At 72.2% G+C, this 13,504-nt stretch carries 16 protein-coding genes; 10 read left to right on the top strand and 6 right to left on the bottom strand.

Going from position 1 to position 13,504, the window contains the following annotated elements:
* Positions 1–73: 73 nt before the first annotated feature.
* On the bottom strand, positions 74–727 hold the full coding sequence (locus WFK95_RS23375) for an amino acid-binding protein (RefSeq protein WP_224651679.1): 654 nt from the start codon (positions 725–727) through the stop codon (positions 74–76).
* Between the two features lie 142 nt (positions 728–869).
* Between WFK95_RS23375 and WFK95_RS23370 the strand changes: the two genes are divergently transcribed.
* From WFK95_RS23370 to WFK95_RS23360, 3 genes are read left to right on the top strand one after another with little or no spacing between them, the layout of a single operon-like run.
* Entirely contained in the window at positions 870–1,487 is a 618-nt protein-coding gene (locus WFK95_RS23370; protein ID WP_336672134.1) for an antibiotic biosynthesis monooxygenase, read from the top strand.
* 60 nt (positions 1,488–1,547) lie between these two features.
* On the top strand, positions 1,548–2,477 hold the full coding sequence (locus WFK95_RS23365) for a helix-turn-helix transcriptional regulator (RefSeq protein ID WP_224651675.1): 930 nt from the start codon (positions 1,548–1,550) through the stop codon (positions 2,475–2,477).
* Positions 2,474–3,028 carry a dihydrofolate reductase family protein gene (locus WFK95_RS23360; protein ID WP_224651673.1) on the top strand — a complete coding sequence of 185 codons (555 nt, stop codon included), beginning with the start codon at positions 2,474–2,476 and terminating at the stop codon, positions 3,026–3,028. The genes WFK95_RS23365 and WFK95_RS23360 overlap by 4 nt, the downstream gene beginning before the upstream one ends.
* Here the strand turns inward: WFK95_RS23360 and WFK95_RS23355 are convergent.
* Positions 2,992–3,408: a winged helix-turn-helix transcriptional regulator gene (locus WFK95_RS23355; RefSeq protein ID WP_224651671.1), complete on the bottom strand. Its 417-nt coding sequence runs from the start codon at positions 3,406–3,408 to the stop codon at positions 2,992–2,994. The genes WFK95_RS23360 and WFK95_RS23355 overlap by 37 nt on opposite strands.
* A 118-nt stretch (positions 3,409–3,526) precedes the next feature.
* Between WFK95_RS23355 and WFK95_RS23350 the strand changes: the two genes are divergently transcribed.
* The 3 genes from WFK95_RS23350 to gatA are packed head-to-tail and all read left to right on the top strand — an operon-like array spanning position 3,527 to position 6,239.
* Positions 3,527–4,405, top strand: a complete 879-nt coding sequence (locus WFK95_RS23350) for a zinc-binding dehydrogenase (protein ID WP_336672133.1) — start codon at positions 3,527–3,529, stop codon at positions 4,403–4,405.
* A 44-nt stretch (positions 4,406–4,449) separates the two neighbouring features.
* Positions 4,450–4,746, top strand: coding sequence for an Asp-tRNA(Asn)/Glu-tRNA(Gln) amidotransferase subunit GatC (gene gatC, locus WFK95_RS23345; protein WP_224652084.1), 297 nt, complete (start codon positions 4,450–4,452; stop codon positions 4,744–4,746).
* Complete coding sequence (gene gatA / locus WFK95_RS23340) at positions 4,743–6,239, top strand: Asp-tRNA(Asn)/Glu-tRNA(Gln) amidotransferase subunit GatA (RefSeq protein ID WP_374201380.1); 1,497 nt, start codon at positions 4,743–4,745, stop codon at positions 6,237–6,239. Before gatC ends, gatA begins: the two co-directional genes overlap by 4 nt.
* Positions 6,240–6,263: 24 nt before the next feature.
* On the opposite strand, the gene WFK95_RS23335 is transcribed toward gatA, so the two are convergent.
* From WFK95_RS23335 to WFK95_RS23320, 4 genes are all read right to left on the bottom strand, one after another.
* Positions 6,264–6,695 (bottom strand): carboxymuconolactone decarboxylase family protein, encoded by a 432-nt coding sequence (locus WFK95_RS23335; protein WP_336672132.1) that lies wholly within the window; start codon positions 6,693–6,695, stop codon positions 6,264–6,266.
* Between the two features lie 80 nt (positions 6,696–6,775).
* Positions 6,776–7,255: an RrF2 family transcriptional regulator gene (locus WFK95_RS23330; RefSeq protein WP_336672131.1), complete on the bottom strand. Its 480-nt coding sequence runs from the start codon at positions 7,253–7,255 to the stop codon at positions 6,776–6,778.
* Positions 7,256–7,289: 34 nt separating this feature from the next.
* Positions 7,290–8,486 carry an alpha/beta-hydrolase family protein gene (locus WFK95_RS23325; RefSeq protein ID WP_336672130.1) on the bottom strand — a complete coding sequence of 399 codons (1,197 nt, stop codon included), beginning with the start codon at positions 8,484–8,486 and terminating at the stop codon, positions 7,290–7,292.
* Entirely contained in the window at positions 8,483–9,046 is a 564-nt protein-coding gene (locus WFK95_RS23320; protein ID WP_336672129.1) for a hypothetical protein, read from the bottom strand. The genes WFK95_RS23325 and WFK95_RS23320 overlap by 4 nt, the downstream gene beginning before the upstream one ends.
* 112 nt (positions 9,047–9,158) lie before the next feature.
* Here WFK95_RS23320 and WFK95_RS23315 point away from each other — a divergent pair, with 112 nt between their 5' ends.
* The 4 genes from WFK95_RS23315 (at position 9,159) to WFK95_RS23300 (ending at position 13,498) form a co-directional block, all read left to right on the top strand.
* Positions 9,159–10,433 (top strand): sensor histidine kinase, encoded by a 1,275-nt coding sequence (locus tag WFK95_RS23315; RefSeq protein WP_336672128.1) that lies wholly within the window; start codon positions 9,159–9,161, stop codon positions 10,431–10,433.
* A 9-nt stretch (positions 10,434–10,442) separates the two neighbouring features.
* Positions 10,443–11,099 (top strand): response regulator, encoded by a 657-nt coding sequence (locus WFK95_RS23310; protein ID WP_224652092.1) that lies wholly within the window; start codon positions 10,443–10,445, stop codon positions 11,097–11,099.
* 59 nt (positions 11,100–11,158) lie between these two features.
* A complete protein-coding gene (locus tag WFK95_RS23305) occupies positions 11,159–12,190 on the top strand; it encodes an ATP-dependent 6-phosphofructokinase (RefSeq protein WP_336672174.1) in 1,032 nt (343 codons plus the stop codon).
* A gap of 69 nt (positions 12,191–12,259) precedes the next feature.
* On the top strand, positions 12,260–13,498 hold the full coding sequence (locus tag WFK95_RS23300; RefSeq protein ID WP_336672127.1) for a hypothetical protein: 1,239 nt from the start codon (positions 12,260–12,262) through the stop codon (positions 13,496–13,498).
* The last annotated feature ends 6 nt before the right edge of the window (positions 13,499–13,504 follow it).

The raw sequence follows: 13,504 nt of genomic DNA, 5'->3' as shown, positions 1-13,504 counted from the left end.
ACACCCGCTATGTATAGCGCTGTCTATACAAATGCGCAAGGCCCTGGCCTGGGTGAATCCGACATCGCGGCACTTAGCGGACCAGCACCGTCGCCACGATGCCCGCGAGGTAGCCCAGCCGGGCCACCTCGGACGGGCGGAAGTCGGGGCCTCCCGGGCGGCCGACGAGGACCACCTTGCCGATCGCGCCCAGCGGTGCTGCGGCCAGCTTGGTGTCGAGTTGCTGCCAGGCCTCCGGCACCCAGTCCGCCTCGGCGTCGAGTTCGACGGGCCCGCTGAGCGGCAGGAAGTCGAGATGCTCGGGCGGGGTCTCCGGCAGTCCCGACGAGCCGAAGACCGGCCACGGCGTGTCCGCGGTGTTGCTCAGCACCGCGCACCAGCCCACCCGCAGCACGCGCGGCACCTGATCCGCCAGCATCTGCAACTGGTCGTGCCCGGCCCCGGCCACGTGATCGATGAGCTCGAGCTCGCGGTGGGTGTCCAGGACGTCGGCGTACGGGCGGATCGAGTCGACGGTGATGCCGTCCAGGGCCTCCGCCGCGGTGATCAGGGTGTCCGGCAGCGACTGCGGTCCGAGGTCGACGACGATGTCGTCGACGGCGAAGCCCTCGCCGCGCTCCACGACGTCGAGCGAGAGGATGTCGGCGCCCACCGAGCCGAGGGCCACGGCCAGGGAACCCAGGCTGCCGGGACGGTCGGTGAGGCGGACACGCAGGAGGTAGGACACGCCTCCGATTGTGGCACCCGGCCCAGCGTCGCGCTGACCCGCCCGGGCGCGGCCCGTCGCCTGTGACGGCGCGGTCGGGACGTCGCGAACATCACACCGCCTCGGTTGGTGTCGCGGACCGTCGGCCCTGACACTGGTACGCATGCCCCATACCGAGACCCGGTCGGAGGCAGGAGCGGCCCACAAGGCCTCGCTGACCTCCGTCGCCCGACGCATCGCCCCCGGCCGTGAACACGAATTCCTGGCCTGGACCGACGCGGGAATCGCCCTGGCCCGTACCTACCGCGGCTTCCTGGGCGGCGGGTGGGTCCGCTCGGCGGACGACCTCGAGCTCTACTTCGTGATCTACCGCTTCGCCTCGGACGAGGAGCTGGACGACTGGCAGCGCTCCCGGGTGCGCAAGCACTGGCTGGAGCGGTGCGAGGGCCTCGCCGTCGAGACCGCCACGCACCGCCTGTCCGGGATCGAGGGCTGGTTCTCCCCGCAGTCCGACGGTGCCGGCCCCGTCGCGGCCCCCGTGGCGAAGGTTCCGCCGCGGTGGAAGCAGGCCGTCGCCATCTGGCTGGGCTTCTTCCCGCTATCGCTGCTGATCAACTTCCTGGTGCTCCCGCACCTGACGTTCCTGCCCGCGCACGGCTGGGGCCTTGTCGGCCGCACCCTGATCGCGACGCTGATCAACACCCCGCTGATGGTCTTCCTGGTGCTGCCGTGGGTGACCGCGCGGATCAAGCCGTGGCTGGAGCGCCGCTCGCTCACCTGATCTCGAGCTGAGCAAGAACGGTCAAGCGGCGGCGGGTCCGGGCGGTCGATACTGGTTCCCATGTCCGAACCCGCCGATCCGCTGCGCCGACTCCTCGACGCCGTCCTCGCCGATCCGCACGAGAGCCTTGATGCCATGGCCGCGGGCGCGCTCAGCTCGCCGCATCACTTCGCCCGTCAGGTCCGCGCCGGCGCGGGCGAATCGCCCGTCGCCCTGCGCCGCCGGGTGCTGCTCGAGCGCGCCGCCTGGCAACTGCAGCGCGGGTCGACGGTGACCGACGCCGCCTTCGCCGCTGGGTACGAGTCCGTCGAGGGGTTCATCCGGGCCTTCGCCCGCGCCTACGGGCATTCGCCCTCGCAGCTCCCGGCCACGGTCGGGCACTGGCTGCCGTCCCCGAACGGCCTGCACTTCCACTCGCCGACGGTGCTCTACGTCGAGGACGGGCATGAGGAGTCCACGGGGGACGTGCTGGCGCTGCAGGTACAGCACGACGCGGCCGATATCGGTGCGCTCTTGGACGCGGTCGCGGGACTGTCGCCCGAGGAGTACCGGATGGTGCGACTGCCCGGGTCGTCGCCGCGCCACTGGGACGGACCGGACGAGTCCCTCTCCCAACTGATGTGGCACCTCGTGCACAGCACCGAGCCGTGGCTCGCGACGATCGCGGGCGATCCCGAGCCCGAACGCGATCCTGACGCCGACCCGGAAGTTCTTCGCGTGCATCACGAGCGGATCTCGCCGCGGTGGCTGGGGCTGATCCGCGACATCGAGCAACGTGGCGCGTGGGGCGATCGCGTGATCGACGCGCTGTGCGATCCGCCCGAGTCCTTCCTGCTCTCGCAGATCCTCGCGCACGAGCTGACCTTCTCGGCGCACCGACGGCTGCTTGTGCGCTGGATGCTGGCCGACGCCGGCGTCGCCCTCGGCACCCCTGAACTGGATCCCGATCCCATCATCTGGCACCGACGCATCACCGGAGGAGCATCATGACCGCGTACTCGTACTACACCGCGTCCACCCTCGACGGCTTCCTCGCCGACGAGAACGACAGCCTGGACTGGCTGCTCAGCCAGCCCATCGACGACGGCGGGCCGATGAACATCGAGGAATACATGACCGGCGTCGGCGCGATCGTGATGGGCTACACCACCTATCAGTGGGTGGTCGATCGGGTCCAGGCCGGCGACGAACCGTGGTACTACAGCGATTACGCGGTGTTCGTCTTCACCCACCGGGAACTGGAGCCCATCCACCCGGGTGTGCGCTTCGTGGCGGGCACCCCGGCCGAGCTGCGCGCGACGATCGAGGAAGCCGCAGGGGAGAAGGGCGTGTGGGTGGTCGGCGGCGGCGATCTCGCCGCCCAGTTCGCCGAGGCGGGAATGCTCGGCGAGGTGGTCATCAGCTACGCACCCGCCACCGTCGGGTCGGGGCGCCCGTTGTTCCCGCGCGCCTTCGACTTCGAGCTCATCGAGTGGGCCCGCAACAAGGCCTTCCTCTGCGGCCGTTACCGCGTGGTCGGGGCGCGGTCCGCCGCGTCGTAGTCGGCGCGGGCCCGATGCACCGCGGGCATGTTGCTCTCGGCCCAGCGCTTGAGGTGCTGGACCACCACGTAGAGGGACTCGCCCAGCTCGGTGATCGTGTAGGTCACGGTGACCGGAACGGTCGCCTCGACGGCGCGGGAGATGAGGCCGTCGCGCTCCAGGGTGCGCAGGGTCTGGGTGAGCATCTTCTGGCTCACGCCCGCCACCTCGCGGGACAGCTCCGAATACCGCTGCGGCCGTTCGTGCAACGCGCACAGCAGGAGGGTGACCCACTTCGACGACAGCTGGTCCAGCAGCTGCCGGCTGGGGCACTGCGCGAGGAAGGCGTCGTACTCCAGGCGCTCGATCTCGCGTCGCTGGGCGGCCGTCGTGGTCGGCATGGTTGTCCTCCGCGTTCTTAACGCACTCTCGGGTACGTACTTCCCATTGGAGAGTAGCGCTGCGATGGTGATCGAGCAACGCCCCGAACCGCGGGGCGATCGACGGAAGGAACCCATCATGCAGGCAGTCACTGTCGTCCCCGGCGGCGCTCCCGCGCTCGTCGACCTCCCCGTTCCCACGCACCGCGCGGGCGAGGTGCTCGTCCGGGTCGCCGCCGCAGCGGTGAACCCGGTCGACGGCTTCACCGCCGCCGGCGGCCCGCGCGACGCCGGCTGGGTCGGCCCCGACGCCGTGCTCGGCCTCGGCTGGGACCTCGCGGGCGAGGTCGTCGCCGCGGCGGACGGCGTCGCACTCGCGCCCGGCACCCGCGTCGCCGCCCTCGTGGCCGACCCGACCGTCGCCACCTTCGCGGAGTACGTCGCGCTGCCCGCCTCCGACGTCGCGGTCGTCCCGGAGGGGATCGGCACCGTCGACGCGGCGGCGCTGCCGCTCGCGGCGCTCACCTCCGCCCAGTCGCTCGACCTCGCCGGTGAGCCCGCCGGCCGGCTGCTGATCACCGGCGCCGCGGGCGCGGTGGGCGGGTTCGCGGTCGTCCTCGCCGCGCGGGCCGGGTGGGCGGTCACCGGTCTTGCGCGACCCGCTGATGGCGAGGGCATCCGTGCCCTCGGTGCGGTGGCGATCACCGACCTCACCGGCGGGTACGACGCGGCTCTGGACACCGCGGCCCTCGGAGAGCCGGTCGCTGCGACGATCCGGGACGGCGGCGCGTACGTCGGCGTGCTCCCCGGTGCCGAGCCCCGGACCGATCGGATCCGGTCCGCCGCGGTGTCGGTCCGCGCGGACGGCGAGCGTCTCGCCGGCCTGTTCCGGCTCGTCGAGCAGGGCGTCCTGGTTCCCCGGGTGCGGGCCACCGTGCCGCTGGCGCGGTTCGACGAGGCGCTGGCCGCGGCGGCGACGCGCGGCGCGCGGGGCAAGGTGGTCGTCACGGTGCCGTGACCGCCGTGTGCGGGCGCCCGTCCGCGCCGCCTAGGATCTAGGGCATGTCTGCCATCTCCCGGGACGAGGTCGCCCATCTGGCGCGGCTGTCGCGCCTCGCCGTCACCGACGAAGAGCTCGACGTCTTCGCCACGCAGCTCGATTCGATCCTCGAGCACGTCAAGGTGGTGACCGAGGTCGGCGACGCCGACGTCGCGCCGCTCACCCTGCCGGAGGGCAACATGAACGTGAACCGGGCCGACGCCCCGTCGGGCAGCCTGACACCGGAGGAGGCGCTCTCGGGCGCCCCGAACCGCGACGGCGACCGCTTCGCCGTGCCGCGCATCCTGGGGGAGGAGTGACCGTGACCGACCTGCGAGCATCGAACGAGATCACCGGCGCCACTGCCGCCGACCTGGCTGCGAAGATCGCCTCGGGCGAGCTGAGCTCCGTCGAGGTCACCCAGGCGCACCTGGACCGGATCGCCGAGGTCGACGGTGACCTCGGCGCCTTCCTGCACGTCTCCGGCGCGGAGGCCCTCGCGGCCGCGCGCGTCGTCGACGATGCCCGGGCCCGCGGCGAGGAGCCCGCGTCCGCGCTGGCCGGCGTGCCGCTGGCGCTCAAGGACGTCTTCACCACGACCGATGCGCCGACCACCTGCGGCTCCAAGATCCTCGAGGGCTGGACCGCGCCGTACGACGCCACCGTCACCGCGAAGCTGCGCGCCGCCGGGATCCCGATCCTCGGCAAGACCAACATGGACGAGTTCGCCATGGGCTCGTCGACGGAGAACTCGGCGTACGGCGTGACCCGCAACCCGTGGGCCGCCGACCGCACCCCGGGCGGCTCCGGTGGCGGCAGCGCCGCGGCGCTCGCCTCGCACGAGGCGCCGCTCGCGATCGGCACGGACACCGGCGGCTCCATCCGGCAGCCCGCCTCGCTGACGGCCACCGTCGGCGTGCGCCCGACGTACGGCGCCGTCAGCCGCTACGGCCTCGTCGCCTGCGCCTCGTCGCTGGACCAGGGCGGGCCCTGCGCGCGCACCGTCCTCGACACCGCGCTCCTGCACGAGGTGATCGCCGGGCACGACCCGCGCGACTCGACCTCGCTCGACGCCGCGGTGCCCGACGTCGTGGCCGCGGCCCGCGCGGGCGCCTCCGGCGACCTCAAGGGCGTCCGGGTGGGCCTGGTGAAGGAGTTCGGCGCCGACGGCACCGAGGCCGGCGTCCAGGCGTCCTTCGAGAAGGCCGTGCAGCAGCTGCGCGACCTGGGCGCGGAGACCGTCGAGGTCTCGCTGCCGACGCTGCAGTACTCGCTGGCCGCGTACTACCTGATCCTCCCGTCGGAGGTCTCCTCGAACCTCGCCCGGTTCGACGCGATGCGCTACGGCCTCCGGTCGGGCGACGATGGGACGCACTCCGCGGAGGAGGTCATGGCGCTCACCCGCGAGGCCGGCTTCGGCGCGGAGGTCAAGCGGCGCATCATGATCGGCACCTACGCGCTGAGCTCCGGCTACTACGACGCCTATTACGGCAGCGCGCAGAAGGTCCGCACCCTGTTGGCTGCGGACTTCGCCAAGGCGTACGAGCAGGTCGACGTCATCGTCTCGCCGACCACCCCCACCACGGCGTTCAAGCTGGGGGAGAAGGTCGGCGATCCGCTGGCGATGTACCTGTTCGACCTGTTCACGCTGCCGACGAACCTCGCCGGCCACTGCGGAATGTCGGTGCCGTCGGGCCTGTCCAGCGACGACGGACTCCCCGTCGGGCTGCAGATCCTGGCGCCCGCGCAGGCGGACGACCGGCTGTACAAGGTCGGCGCCGCGTACGAGGCCGCCCGCGGCCCCGTCGCCTGACGGTGCCCCGACCCGCCCGGCCGACTACGCGGCCGGGTGGAGGTGAGTGGTGACGCCCAGCATGTTCCACGTGTTGATGGTGCCGACGGCGACGAGCAGGTCGGTGCGGCGCTCCTCGCCGAGGAGACGGCCGGCCTCGTCCCACAGGGCGTCGTCGACCGCGTCGATGCCGCCGGTGAGGCGCTCGACGAAGGCGAGCGCGACGCGCTGCGTCTCGTCGAAGAAGGGGCTCTCCTCCCACGCGGCGATGCCGTAGATGGTGCGGGTGGGCGTGCCCAGCCGCTCGAGGTCGCTCGCGTGCATGTCCACGCAGTACGCGCAGCCGTTGATCTGCGAAGCGCGCAGCTTGACGATGTCGTACAGGACCTTGCCGAGCGACTTCGCCAACCGGCCGTCCAGCGCGACCAGCGCCTTGTAGGTCTCGGGCGACGACGTGGCTCCGGGGGTGCGGCTCATGGTGGATTCCTTCCAATAAACGGATATCTAATGTCCAGGTTTCGGGCCTGGGGTCTCGGGTGGTTGCAAAGGGGGGGGCTTCAGGCGCCGCCGAAGTGGCGCCGGGCGGCGTCGGCGACCCGCCGTGGCGTCGCGGCCGACAGGTCGGCGATGGAGGTCGCGGCCAGCTCCCGCCGCCACGCCAGCTCGGCGCCGCGCATGGCGTGGGCGATGCCGCACGGCTGCGAGAACTCGCTGCGCGGCTTGCCCTCGTTCATCCCGCGCTGCCGGATCTCGGTGCAGGCGAAGGCCGCTGTTCCTCCCTCGATGGCCGCGACGACGTCCATCAGGGTGATCTCGGACGCGGGACGGGCCAGCCGGATCCCGCCCCGGCGGCCGGGGAGGGATTCGGTGATCCCGTTGCGCGCCAAGGCCTGCAGCTGCTTCCCGAGGTAGGCGGCGGGCAGGTCGTAGGATTCGGCGAGTCGCGAGGCGGGGACGGGTGTGATGCCGCCCTCGTCGAGCCAGTGCAGCAGCACGCACGCGTGCGCCGCCCACTCGACGCCCTCGCTCATCCGCATGCCCGCCTCCTTAACCTGGACACAACATATCCGGTTAAGCCGCGGCGGGCAAGCCCTTCCGGGCGACGAGGTCCGCGACCAGCTCCGAGCCCTGCCGCTCGTCGTAGCGGTGCCCCAGCCCGGGCGGCGGGGCGGTGGCACCCAGCAGGTCGACGGTGGCCTGGACGAACGAGAGGACGGGCAGCCACGGCGGCCGCGGCGTGGCGCGGCCGGACCCGGACGCCGCCCGCTCCGGCGGCGCCACGAGGAGACGCGACGACCAGATCCCGACCGGATCGGAGGCGTTGAGCTGCGCGGGGCCGGTCACCGCGACGCCCGCCGGTGTGCCCACCTGGAGGGTCGCGGCGATCGGGACGTGGAGCTCCGCCGCCCGCCGCTGGGCGGCGAGGACGCCCACCGTGCCCAGGCTCTGCCCGTACACGCGGACCGGGGTCGACGGTGCCCGCCGGTGCAGCTCGTCGATCAGGGCCGCCGTGCTCGCCGCGGCGGCGTCGCGATGCAGGACGAAGGACTGCCAGCTCGGCATCTCCGTGTACTGCACCGCCAGGATCGCGCTGTCCCCGTGCATCGCCTCCTCGACCCCGCGCACGAAATGCGGGTCCACCCAGCCGGACCCGGTCGGCACCGCGATCACCACGGCCCGACGGGCGAGTCCGCCCGCGGCGATGAGCCGGTCCACCGCCACCGCGGCCCGGGCGGCGGGGGAGGCGCCGTCGGCGAGCGAGGCGTACGCCCGTACGCCCTGCGACGACGACTCGATCCCCACGAAACGCTCGGCGTACGACGCGCTCTCCGCGGACGTCGCGGTCGCGGGCCAGGCGATCCCGGCGACGACCGCGACCGCCGCAAGCGCTCCCGCGGCGGCCCGCGCCCGGACGGGCCACAGCGCCGCGACCGCCACCGGTGCGGCTGCCACCGCGACCGCGAGTGCGGCGAAGGCCATCGGCCCCACGGGATCCGCGCCGGCGGCAGCCCTGAGGTGGTTCTGCCACAGCACCCATCCGACCAGCGCCGCCGACCCGAGGTACAGCGCGACGCGGCAGCCACCGTCGGACACCGCGCGACGGCGGACGACCGCCCATCCGACCAACGCCCCGATGGCGCCGAACACCAGGCACACCACGAGCTGCACGACGACGGTGCGCGGCAGCTGGTTCGGGAACAGCGCGCACGCCACCCCGACCGCGTAGCCCGTGAGCACCCCGCCTCGGATGCGCGGCGGCGCGATCACAGCCGTTCCCCGCCCGTGAGCCAGCTGGTGACGAGCTCGCCCGCGGACTCGGCGCGCGGCGGACCGTCGTGCTGGCGCCAGGTGTTGGCGCGCACCGCCATCACCGTCAGCCCGGCGACCTCGGTGCAGTGGCGGCGCTGGGCGACGGGGCGCGCGGCGCAGGCGGCGGCGAGCCGGTCGGCGAAGGTGTCGTCGATCCGGTGCCGTGCCCAGCCGCCCAGGGGACGACCGGCGGCGTCGGCGTGCCGCAGCAGGTCGTAGCCCAGGTCGTGCCCCTTGCACGGCGCGTCGAAGTCGGCCGGCAGGCGGACCACCGACGAGCAGTCGCCGTGCGGGTTCACCGCGTATCCCGGCCCGACGGCCGCCGCGTATCCCAGCGTGCGGGGAACGGTGCGTACTTGGTCGGCGGGGTCCAGCGCGGGATCGGTGATCGCGCGGACGGCGACGGCGGTCGCGGCGTCCTCGCGCTCGGCGGTGTCACCTGCGGCGGCGGGGAGGGAGATCCCGAACGAGAGGGGGACGGCGAGGACGGCTGCGGCGGCGAGCATGCGGCGGTTCATGACAGCGACGCTAGGAACGCCGAACGGACGCGCGGATCGGCTGCGCGAGGGGTCCGATATCACCCGGAAGTATGAGGACGCCGAGCGCGCGGTGCCCCTAGCGTTGTCTTCCATGAGGACGACGACGAAGAGGATCGAGCGGGTCGGACGCGCCACGGTGCGCGCCGGCCGGTACCTGGATCAGCAGAGCGCGCTGCACATCAAGGCCCCCGATGGCGCGCTGCACGCCACGCCGCTCGGGATCTTCCTGTCGCGGAAGATCAACTGGCTGTTCCTGCTGGTGGCGCTCATCATGTGGGCGGTCGCGTGGCCCACGCTGAACGAGCAGTTCGCCGTGCCGGCGGCGCTGCTGCCGATCATCAGCGGGTTGTCCGTGCTGCCTATTGCCATCGCCTGGGCGCACCCGCGCGCCGCGTGGGGGATCGTCGCCGCGACGGCCGCGGTCTTCCCGCTGCTGTGGTTCGATGCGAAACAGGACTGGCAATGGAACTGGCAGGTCTCGCTGATCATGGCCATGCTGATCACCAGCTGGATCGCCTTCCTCAAGTGCTCGCCGCTCGACGCCATCGCCATCGCTGCGGCCTCGTCGATGTTGTTCTGGCTCAACGCCCAGGACGGCACGGGCGGTGGCTGGGTCGCGGGGATCCTGGTCTCGCTCGTGATCATCCTGCTGCTGCGGCTGGCGCTGCAGTCCCGCAACCGCCTCGAGGAGCAGACCGAGGTCAGTGAGCTCGAGCGCGGCCGCCGCGCCATCCTCGAGGAGCGCACCCGCATCGCCCGCGACCTGCACGACATCGTCGCGCACCGGATGTCGCTCGTGGTCGTGCAGGCCCAGACCGCGCAGTACCGCGTGCCCGACGTCTCCGAGCGCGCCCGCGTCGAGTTCGACGGGATCGCCGTCTCCGCCCGCGAGGCGCTCAACGAGGTCCGTGCGCTGCTCGGCGTGCTGCGGCTCGACGACGCCTCCGCCGATCTCGCTCCGGCGCCCGGCCTCGGCGGGGTCGACGAGCTCATCGACGGTGCCCGCGCGGCGGGGGTCGTGGTCGAATACCTGCCGCTGCCCGATCCGTCGGCGATCGGCGAGAGCACGGCCCTCGTCGCCTACCGCATCGTGCAGGAGTCGATCGCGAACGCCACCCGGCACGCGCAGGGCGCCGCGATCACCGTCGCGCTGACGCTCGACGCCGGCACGCTCAACCTGAGCATCGAGAACGGCCCGCGCACCTCCGACGCCGATCTCGGGGGACCGGGCCTGGGCCAGGGCATCCCGGGCATGACCGAGCGGGCCCGCACCGTCGGCGGCTCCCTGTCGGCCACGCCGACGGCGGGCGGCGGGTTCGCGGTGCGCGCCTCGTTCCCCGCCCGCCCCGACGGCGCCACCGCCTAGGCTGGGCGCGTGCCCATCACCGTGTTCATCGCCGACGATCAGGCCATGGTCCGGCAGGGCTTCGGCGCCCTGCTGGGCGCGCAGCCGGACATCTCCGTGATCGGGGACGCCCCCGACGGGAAGGCCGCGGTGGCGGAGGTCGCGCGACTGCTGCCCGACGTGGTGCTCATGGACGTCCGCATGCCCGAGATGAACGGACTGCAGGCGGCCGCCGAGATCCTGCGCCGCCACGACGGCGTGCGGGTGCTCATGCTCACCACCTTCGACATCGACGACTACGTCTACGAGGCGCTGCGCGTCGGGGCGTCCGGCTTCATGCTCAAGGACGCGCCTGCGGAGGAACTCGTCCGCGCCGTCCGGGTGGTGCACGAGGGCCAGTCGCTGCTCGCCCCGTCGGTCACCCGGCGCATGATCGCCGAGGTCACCGCGGCCCGGGCGCACCGTCGAACCGCGCCGCCCGAGCTCGCGACGCTCACGCCCCGCGAGCGCGAGGTGCTGGAGGCCGTCGCCGCCGGTCGGTCCAACGCCGAGATCGCCGCGGCCCTGTTCGTCTCCGACCAGACCGTGAAGACGCACGTCAGCAAGGTCCTGCAGAAGCTCGGCCTGCGCGACCGGGCGCAGGCCGTGGTCTACGCCTACGAGACCGGCGTCGTCACCCCGGGGTGAACTCCTCGCGAGTTGCCAGGACGGGCGCGGGCCCAGGCGGCAAGATCGATGCCATGAGCCTGCGCATCGGAGTGTTGACCGGTGGTGGTGACTGCCCCGGCCTGAACGCGGTGATCCGCGCGGTGGTCCGCACCAGCGACTCCCGCTACGGATCCGCCGTCGTCGGATTCCAGGACGGCTGGCGCGGCCTCCTCGAAGACCGCCGGATCCACCTGTCCAACGACGACCGCAACGACCGCCTGCTCACCAAGGGCGGCACCATGCTCGGCACCGCCCGCACCCACCCCGACGTCCTCAAAGCCGGCCTCGACCGCATCAAGGCCACCCTCGACGACAACGGCATCGACGTCCTCATCCCCATCGGCGGCGAAGGCACCCTCACCGCCGCGTCGTGGCTCGCCGACGAAGGCGTCCCCGTCGTCGGAGTCCCCAAGACCATCGACAACGACATCGACTGCACCGACGTCACCTTCGGCTTCGACACCGCCCTGACCATCGCCACCGACGCCATCGACCGCCTGCACTCCACCGCGGAATCACACCAACGCGTGATGCTGGTCGAGGTCATGGGCCGCCACGCCGGGTGGATCGCCCTCAACTCCGGCCTCGCCTCCGGCGCGCACGCCGTCCTCATCCCCGAAGTGCCCTTCGACGTCGAAGAACTGTGCACCATGATCAAACGCCGCTTCCAACGCGGCCACGCCAGCTTCATCGTCGTCGTCGCCGAAGGCGCCAAACCCGCCGACGGCACCATGGAACTGCGGGTCGGCGGCACCGACGAATTCGGCCACGAACGGTTCACCGGCGTCGCCCACCAACTCGGCGTCGAAATCGAAAAACGCATCAACAAAGAAGTCCGCACCACCGTCCTCGGCCACGTCCAACGCGGCGGCACCCCGACCCCGGCCGACCGGGTCCTCGCCACCCGGTTCGGTGTCAACGCCGCCGACGCCGCCCACGCGGGAAAGTTCGGACAGATGGTCTCGTTGCGGGGCGCTCAGATCGGCCTCGTTCCCCTCGCCGAGGCGGTGAAGCAGCTCAAACGGGTCCCGCAGGAGCGCTACGAAGACGCCGCCGAATTCTTCGGCTGACCGGCGAACCGTGTACAGGATTGGCCACCCTGAAGCGATCCTTAAGAGGCGTCGGACAGGATTCCCGGTATGAATCCGAATCCTCCCTCGAACCCGGGCGGCTACCCGGGCCAGGATCCGTCGAACCCGAACGAGCAGACCCAGCTGCGCCCCACCTGGCAGCCGGACGCTCCGATCGGCGGCGCGCCGTCGTACCCGCAGCAGGGCGGCGCACCGTCGTACCCCCAGTACCCCGCGGCGCAGGGCTTCCCCGCCCCCGGCCCGCAGGGTGGCGTGCCCCCGTTCCCGCCGGCACCCGGAGCGCCCGGGACGCCCGGCGGGCCCGGTGCGCCGAAGAAGCCGCGCCCGGCCTGGCTGATCCCCGCCCTCATCGGCGGCGGCGCCATCGCCCTGGTGATCGTGTTGATCGCGGGCATCGCCATCGCCAAGAGCGTCGGCGGAGGGGGCGACACCGGCTCGCCCGGCGCTACCGTCAAGGCCTACTTCGCGGCCCTGCAGGCGGGCGACGCCAAGAAGGCGCTGAGCTACGGCAAGGAGGGACCCGCCTCCACCGAGCTGCTCACCGACGAGATGCTGCGCAAGCAGCGCGAGCTCGCACCGATCAAGGACGTGAAGATCGTCAGCGAGACCGACGGCTTCATGGGCTCGGTGCACCTGACGGTGACGATCGGCGAGGTGTCCTACGACGAGAACCTCAACCTCGAGAAGGTCGGCGACGAGTGGAAGCTGCAGACCGCGGCGGTCCAGCTCAAGCCGTACTCGTCGTACGACTCGGACAAGAAGAACATCACCATTCTCGGCAAGCCCCTGCCCGCGTCGGGTGTCGTCTACGTCTTCCCCGGCGCGCTGGACCTCGGCTCCGCCAATAAGAACCTGGTGCCGCAGCAGGAGAAGATCAGCGTCGGCGACAACAAGGGGCAGGCCCCGGTCGACGGCCTGTCGCGCTACAGCGTGGGCAGCACGTTCAGCATCGCCTTCGGCCTGAGCGACGCCGCCAAGACCTCCGCGCGCGAGCAGATCGCGGCGAAGTACTCCGCCTGCGCCGCCTCGAAGGACCGGTACCCGTCCGGTTGCCCGCAGTCCGACTTCTCCGGCGAGAACGGCACCTACACCTGGACCGCGCCGAACGTCCAGGACATCGACCTCGGCGACACCGTCCGCGACGGGGAGGTCTCCTTCCGCGACAACCGTCCGTGGACCTTCACGGCGACCGGGCGCGACGGTGCGCCGCTCAGGGGATCCGATTCGGGCTACGTCTCGGGCACCGTCACCGTGACCGCCGACGCGGTGGCCGTCTCGGTCCGCTGACCGGCG

The sequence above is a fragment of the Tsukamurella sp. USMM236 genome (genome assembly GCF_037148755.1).
Lineage (GTDB): Bacteria > Actinomycetota > Actinomycetes > Mycobacteriales > Mycobacteriaceae > Tsukamurella.
The sequence above is the reverse complement of the archived record's forward strand: the minus strand, read 5'-3'. Positions and strand labels throughout refer to the sequence as shown.

What these genes read in the sequence shown, in the direction of transcription:
- WFK95_RS23330 (WP_336672131.1), bottom strand. Translation starts at nt 7,255, where the DNA reads ATGCGGATGAGCGAGGGCGTCGAGTGGGCGGCGCACGCGTGCGTGCTG.
- gatC (WP_224652084.1), top strand. Translation starts at nt 4,450, where the DNA reads ATGTCTGCCATCTCCCGGGACGAGGTCGCCCATCTGGCGCGGCTGTCG.
- WFK95_RS23350 (WP_336672133.1), top strand. Translation starts at nt 3,527, where the DNA reads ATGCAGGCAGTCACTGTCGTCCCCGGCGGCGCTCCCGCGCTCGTCGAC.
- WFK95_RS23355 (WP_224651671.1), bottom strand. Translation starts at nt 3,408, where the DNA reads ATGCCGACCACGACGGCCGCCCAGCGACGCGAGATCGAGCGCCTGGAG.
- WFK95_RS23335 (WP_336672132.1), bottom strand. Translation starts at nt 6,695, where the DNA reads ATGAGCCGCACCCCCGGAGCCACGTCGTCGCCCGAGACCTACAAGGCG.
- WFK95_RS23315 (WP_336672128.1), top strand. Translation starts at nt 9,159, where the DNA reads ATGAGGACGACGACGAAGAGGATCGAGCGGGTCGGACGCGCCACGGTG.
- WFK95_RS23300 (WP_336672127.1), top strand. Translation starts at nt 12,260, where the DNA reads ATGAATCCGAATCCTCCCTCGAACCCGGGCGGCTACCCGGGCCAGGAT.
- WFK95_RS23370 (WP_336672134.1), top strand. Translation starts at nt 870, where the DNA reads ATGCCCCATACCGAGACCCGGTCGGAGGCAGGAGCGGCCCACAAGGCC.
- WFK95_RS23320 (WP_336672129.1), bottom strand. Translation starts at nt 9,046, where the DNA reads ATGAACCGCCGCATGCTCGCCGCCGCAGCCGTCCTCGCCGTCCCCCTC.
- WFK95_RS23360 (WP_224651673.1), top strand. Translation starts at nt 2,474, where the DNA reads ATGACCGCGTACTCGTACTACACCGCGTCCACCCTCGACGGCTTCCTC.
- WFK95_RS23365 (WP_224651675.1), top strand. Translation starts at nt 1,548, where the DNA reads ATGTCCGAACCCGCCGATCCGCTGCGCCGACTCCTCGACGCCGTCCTC.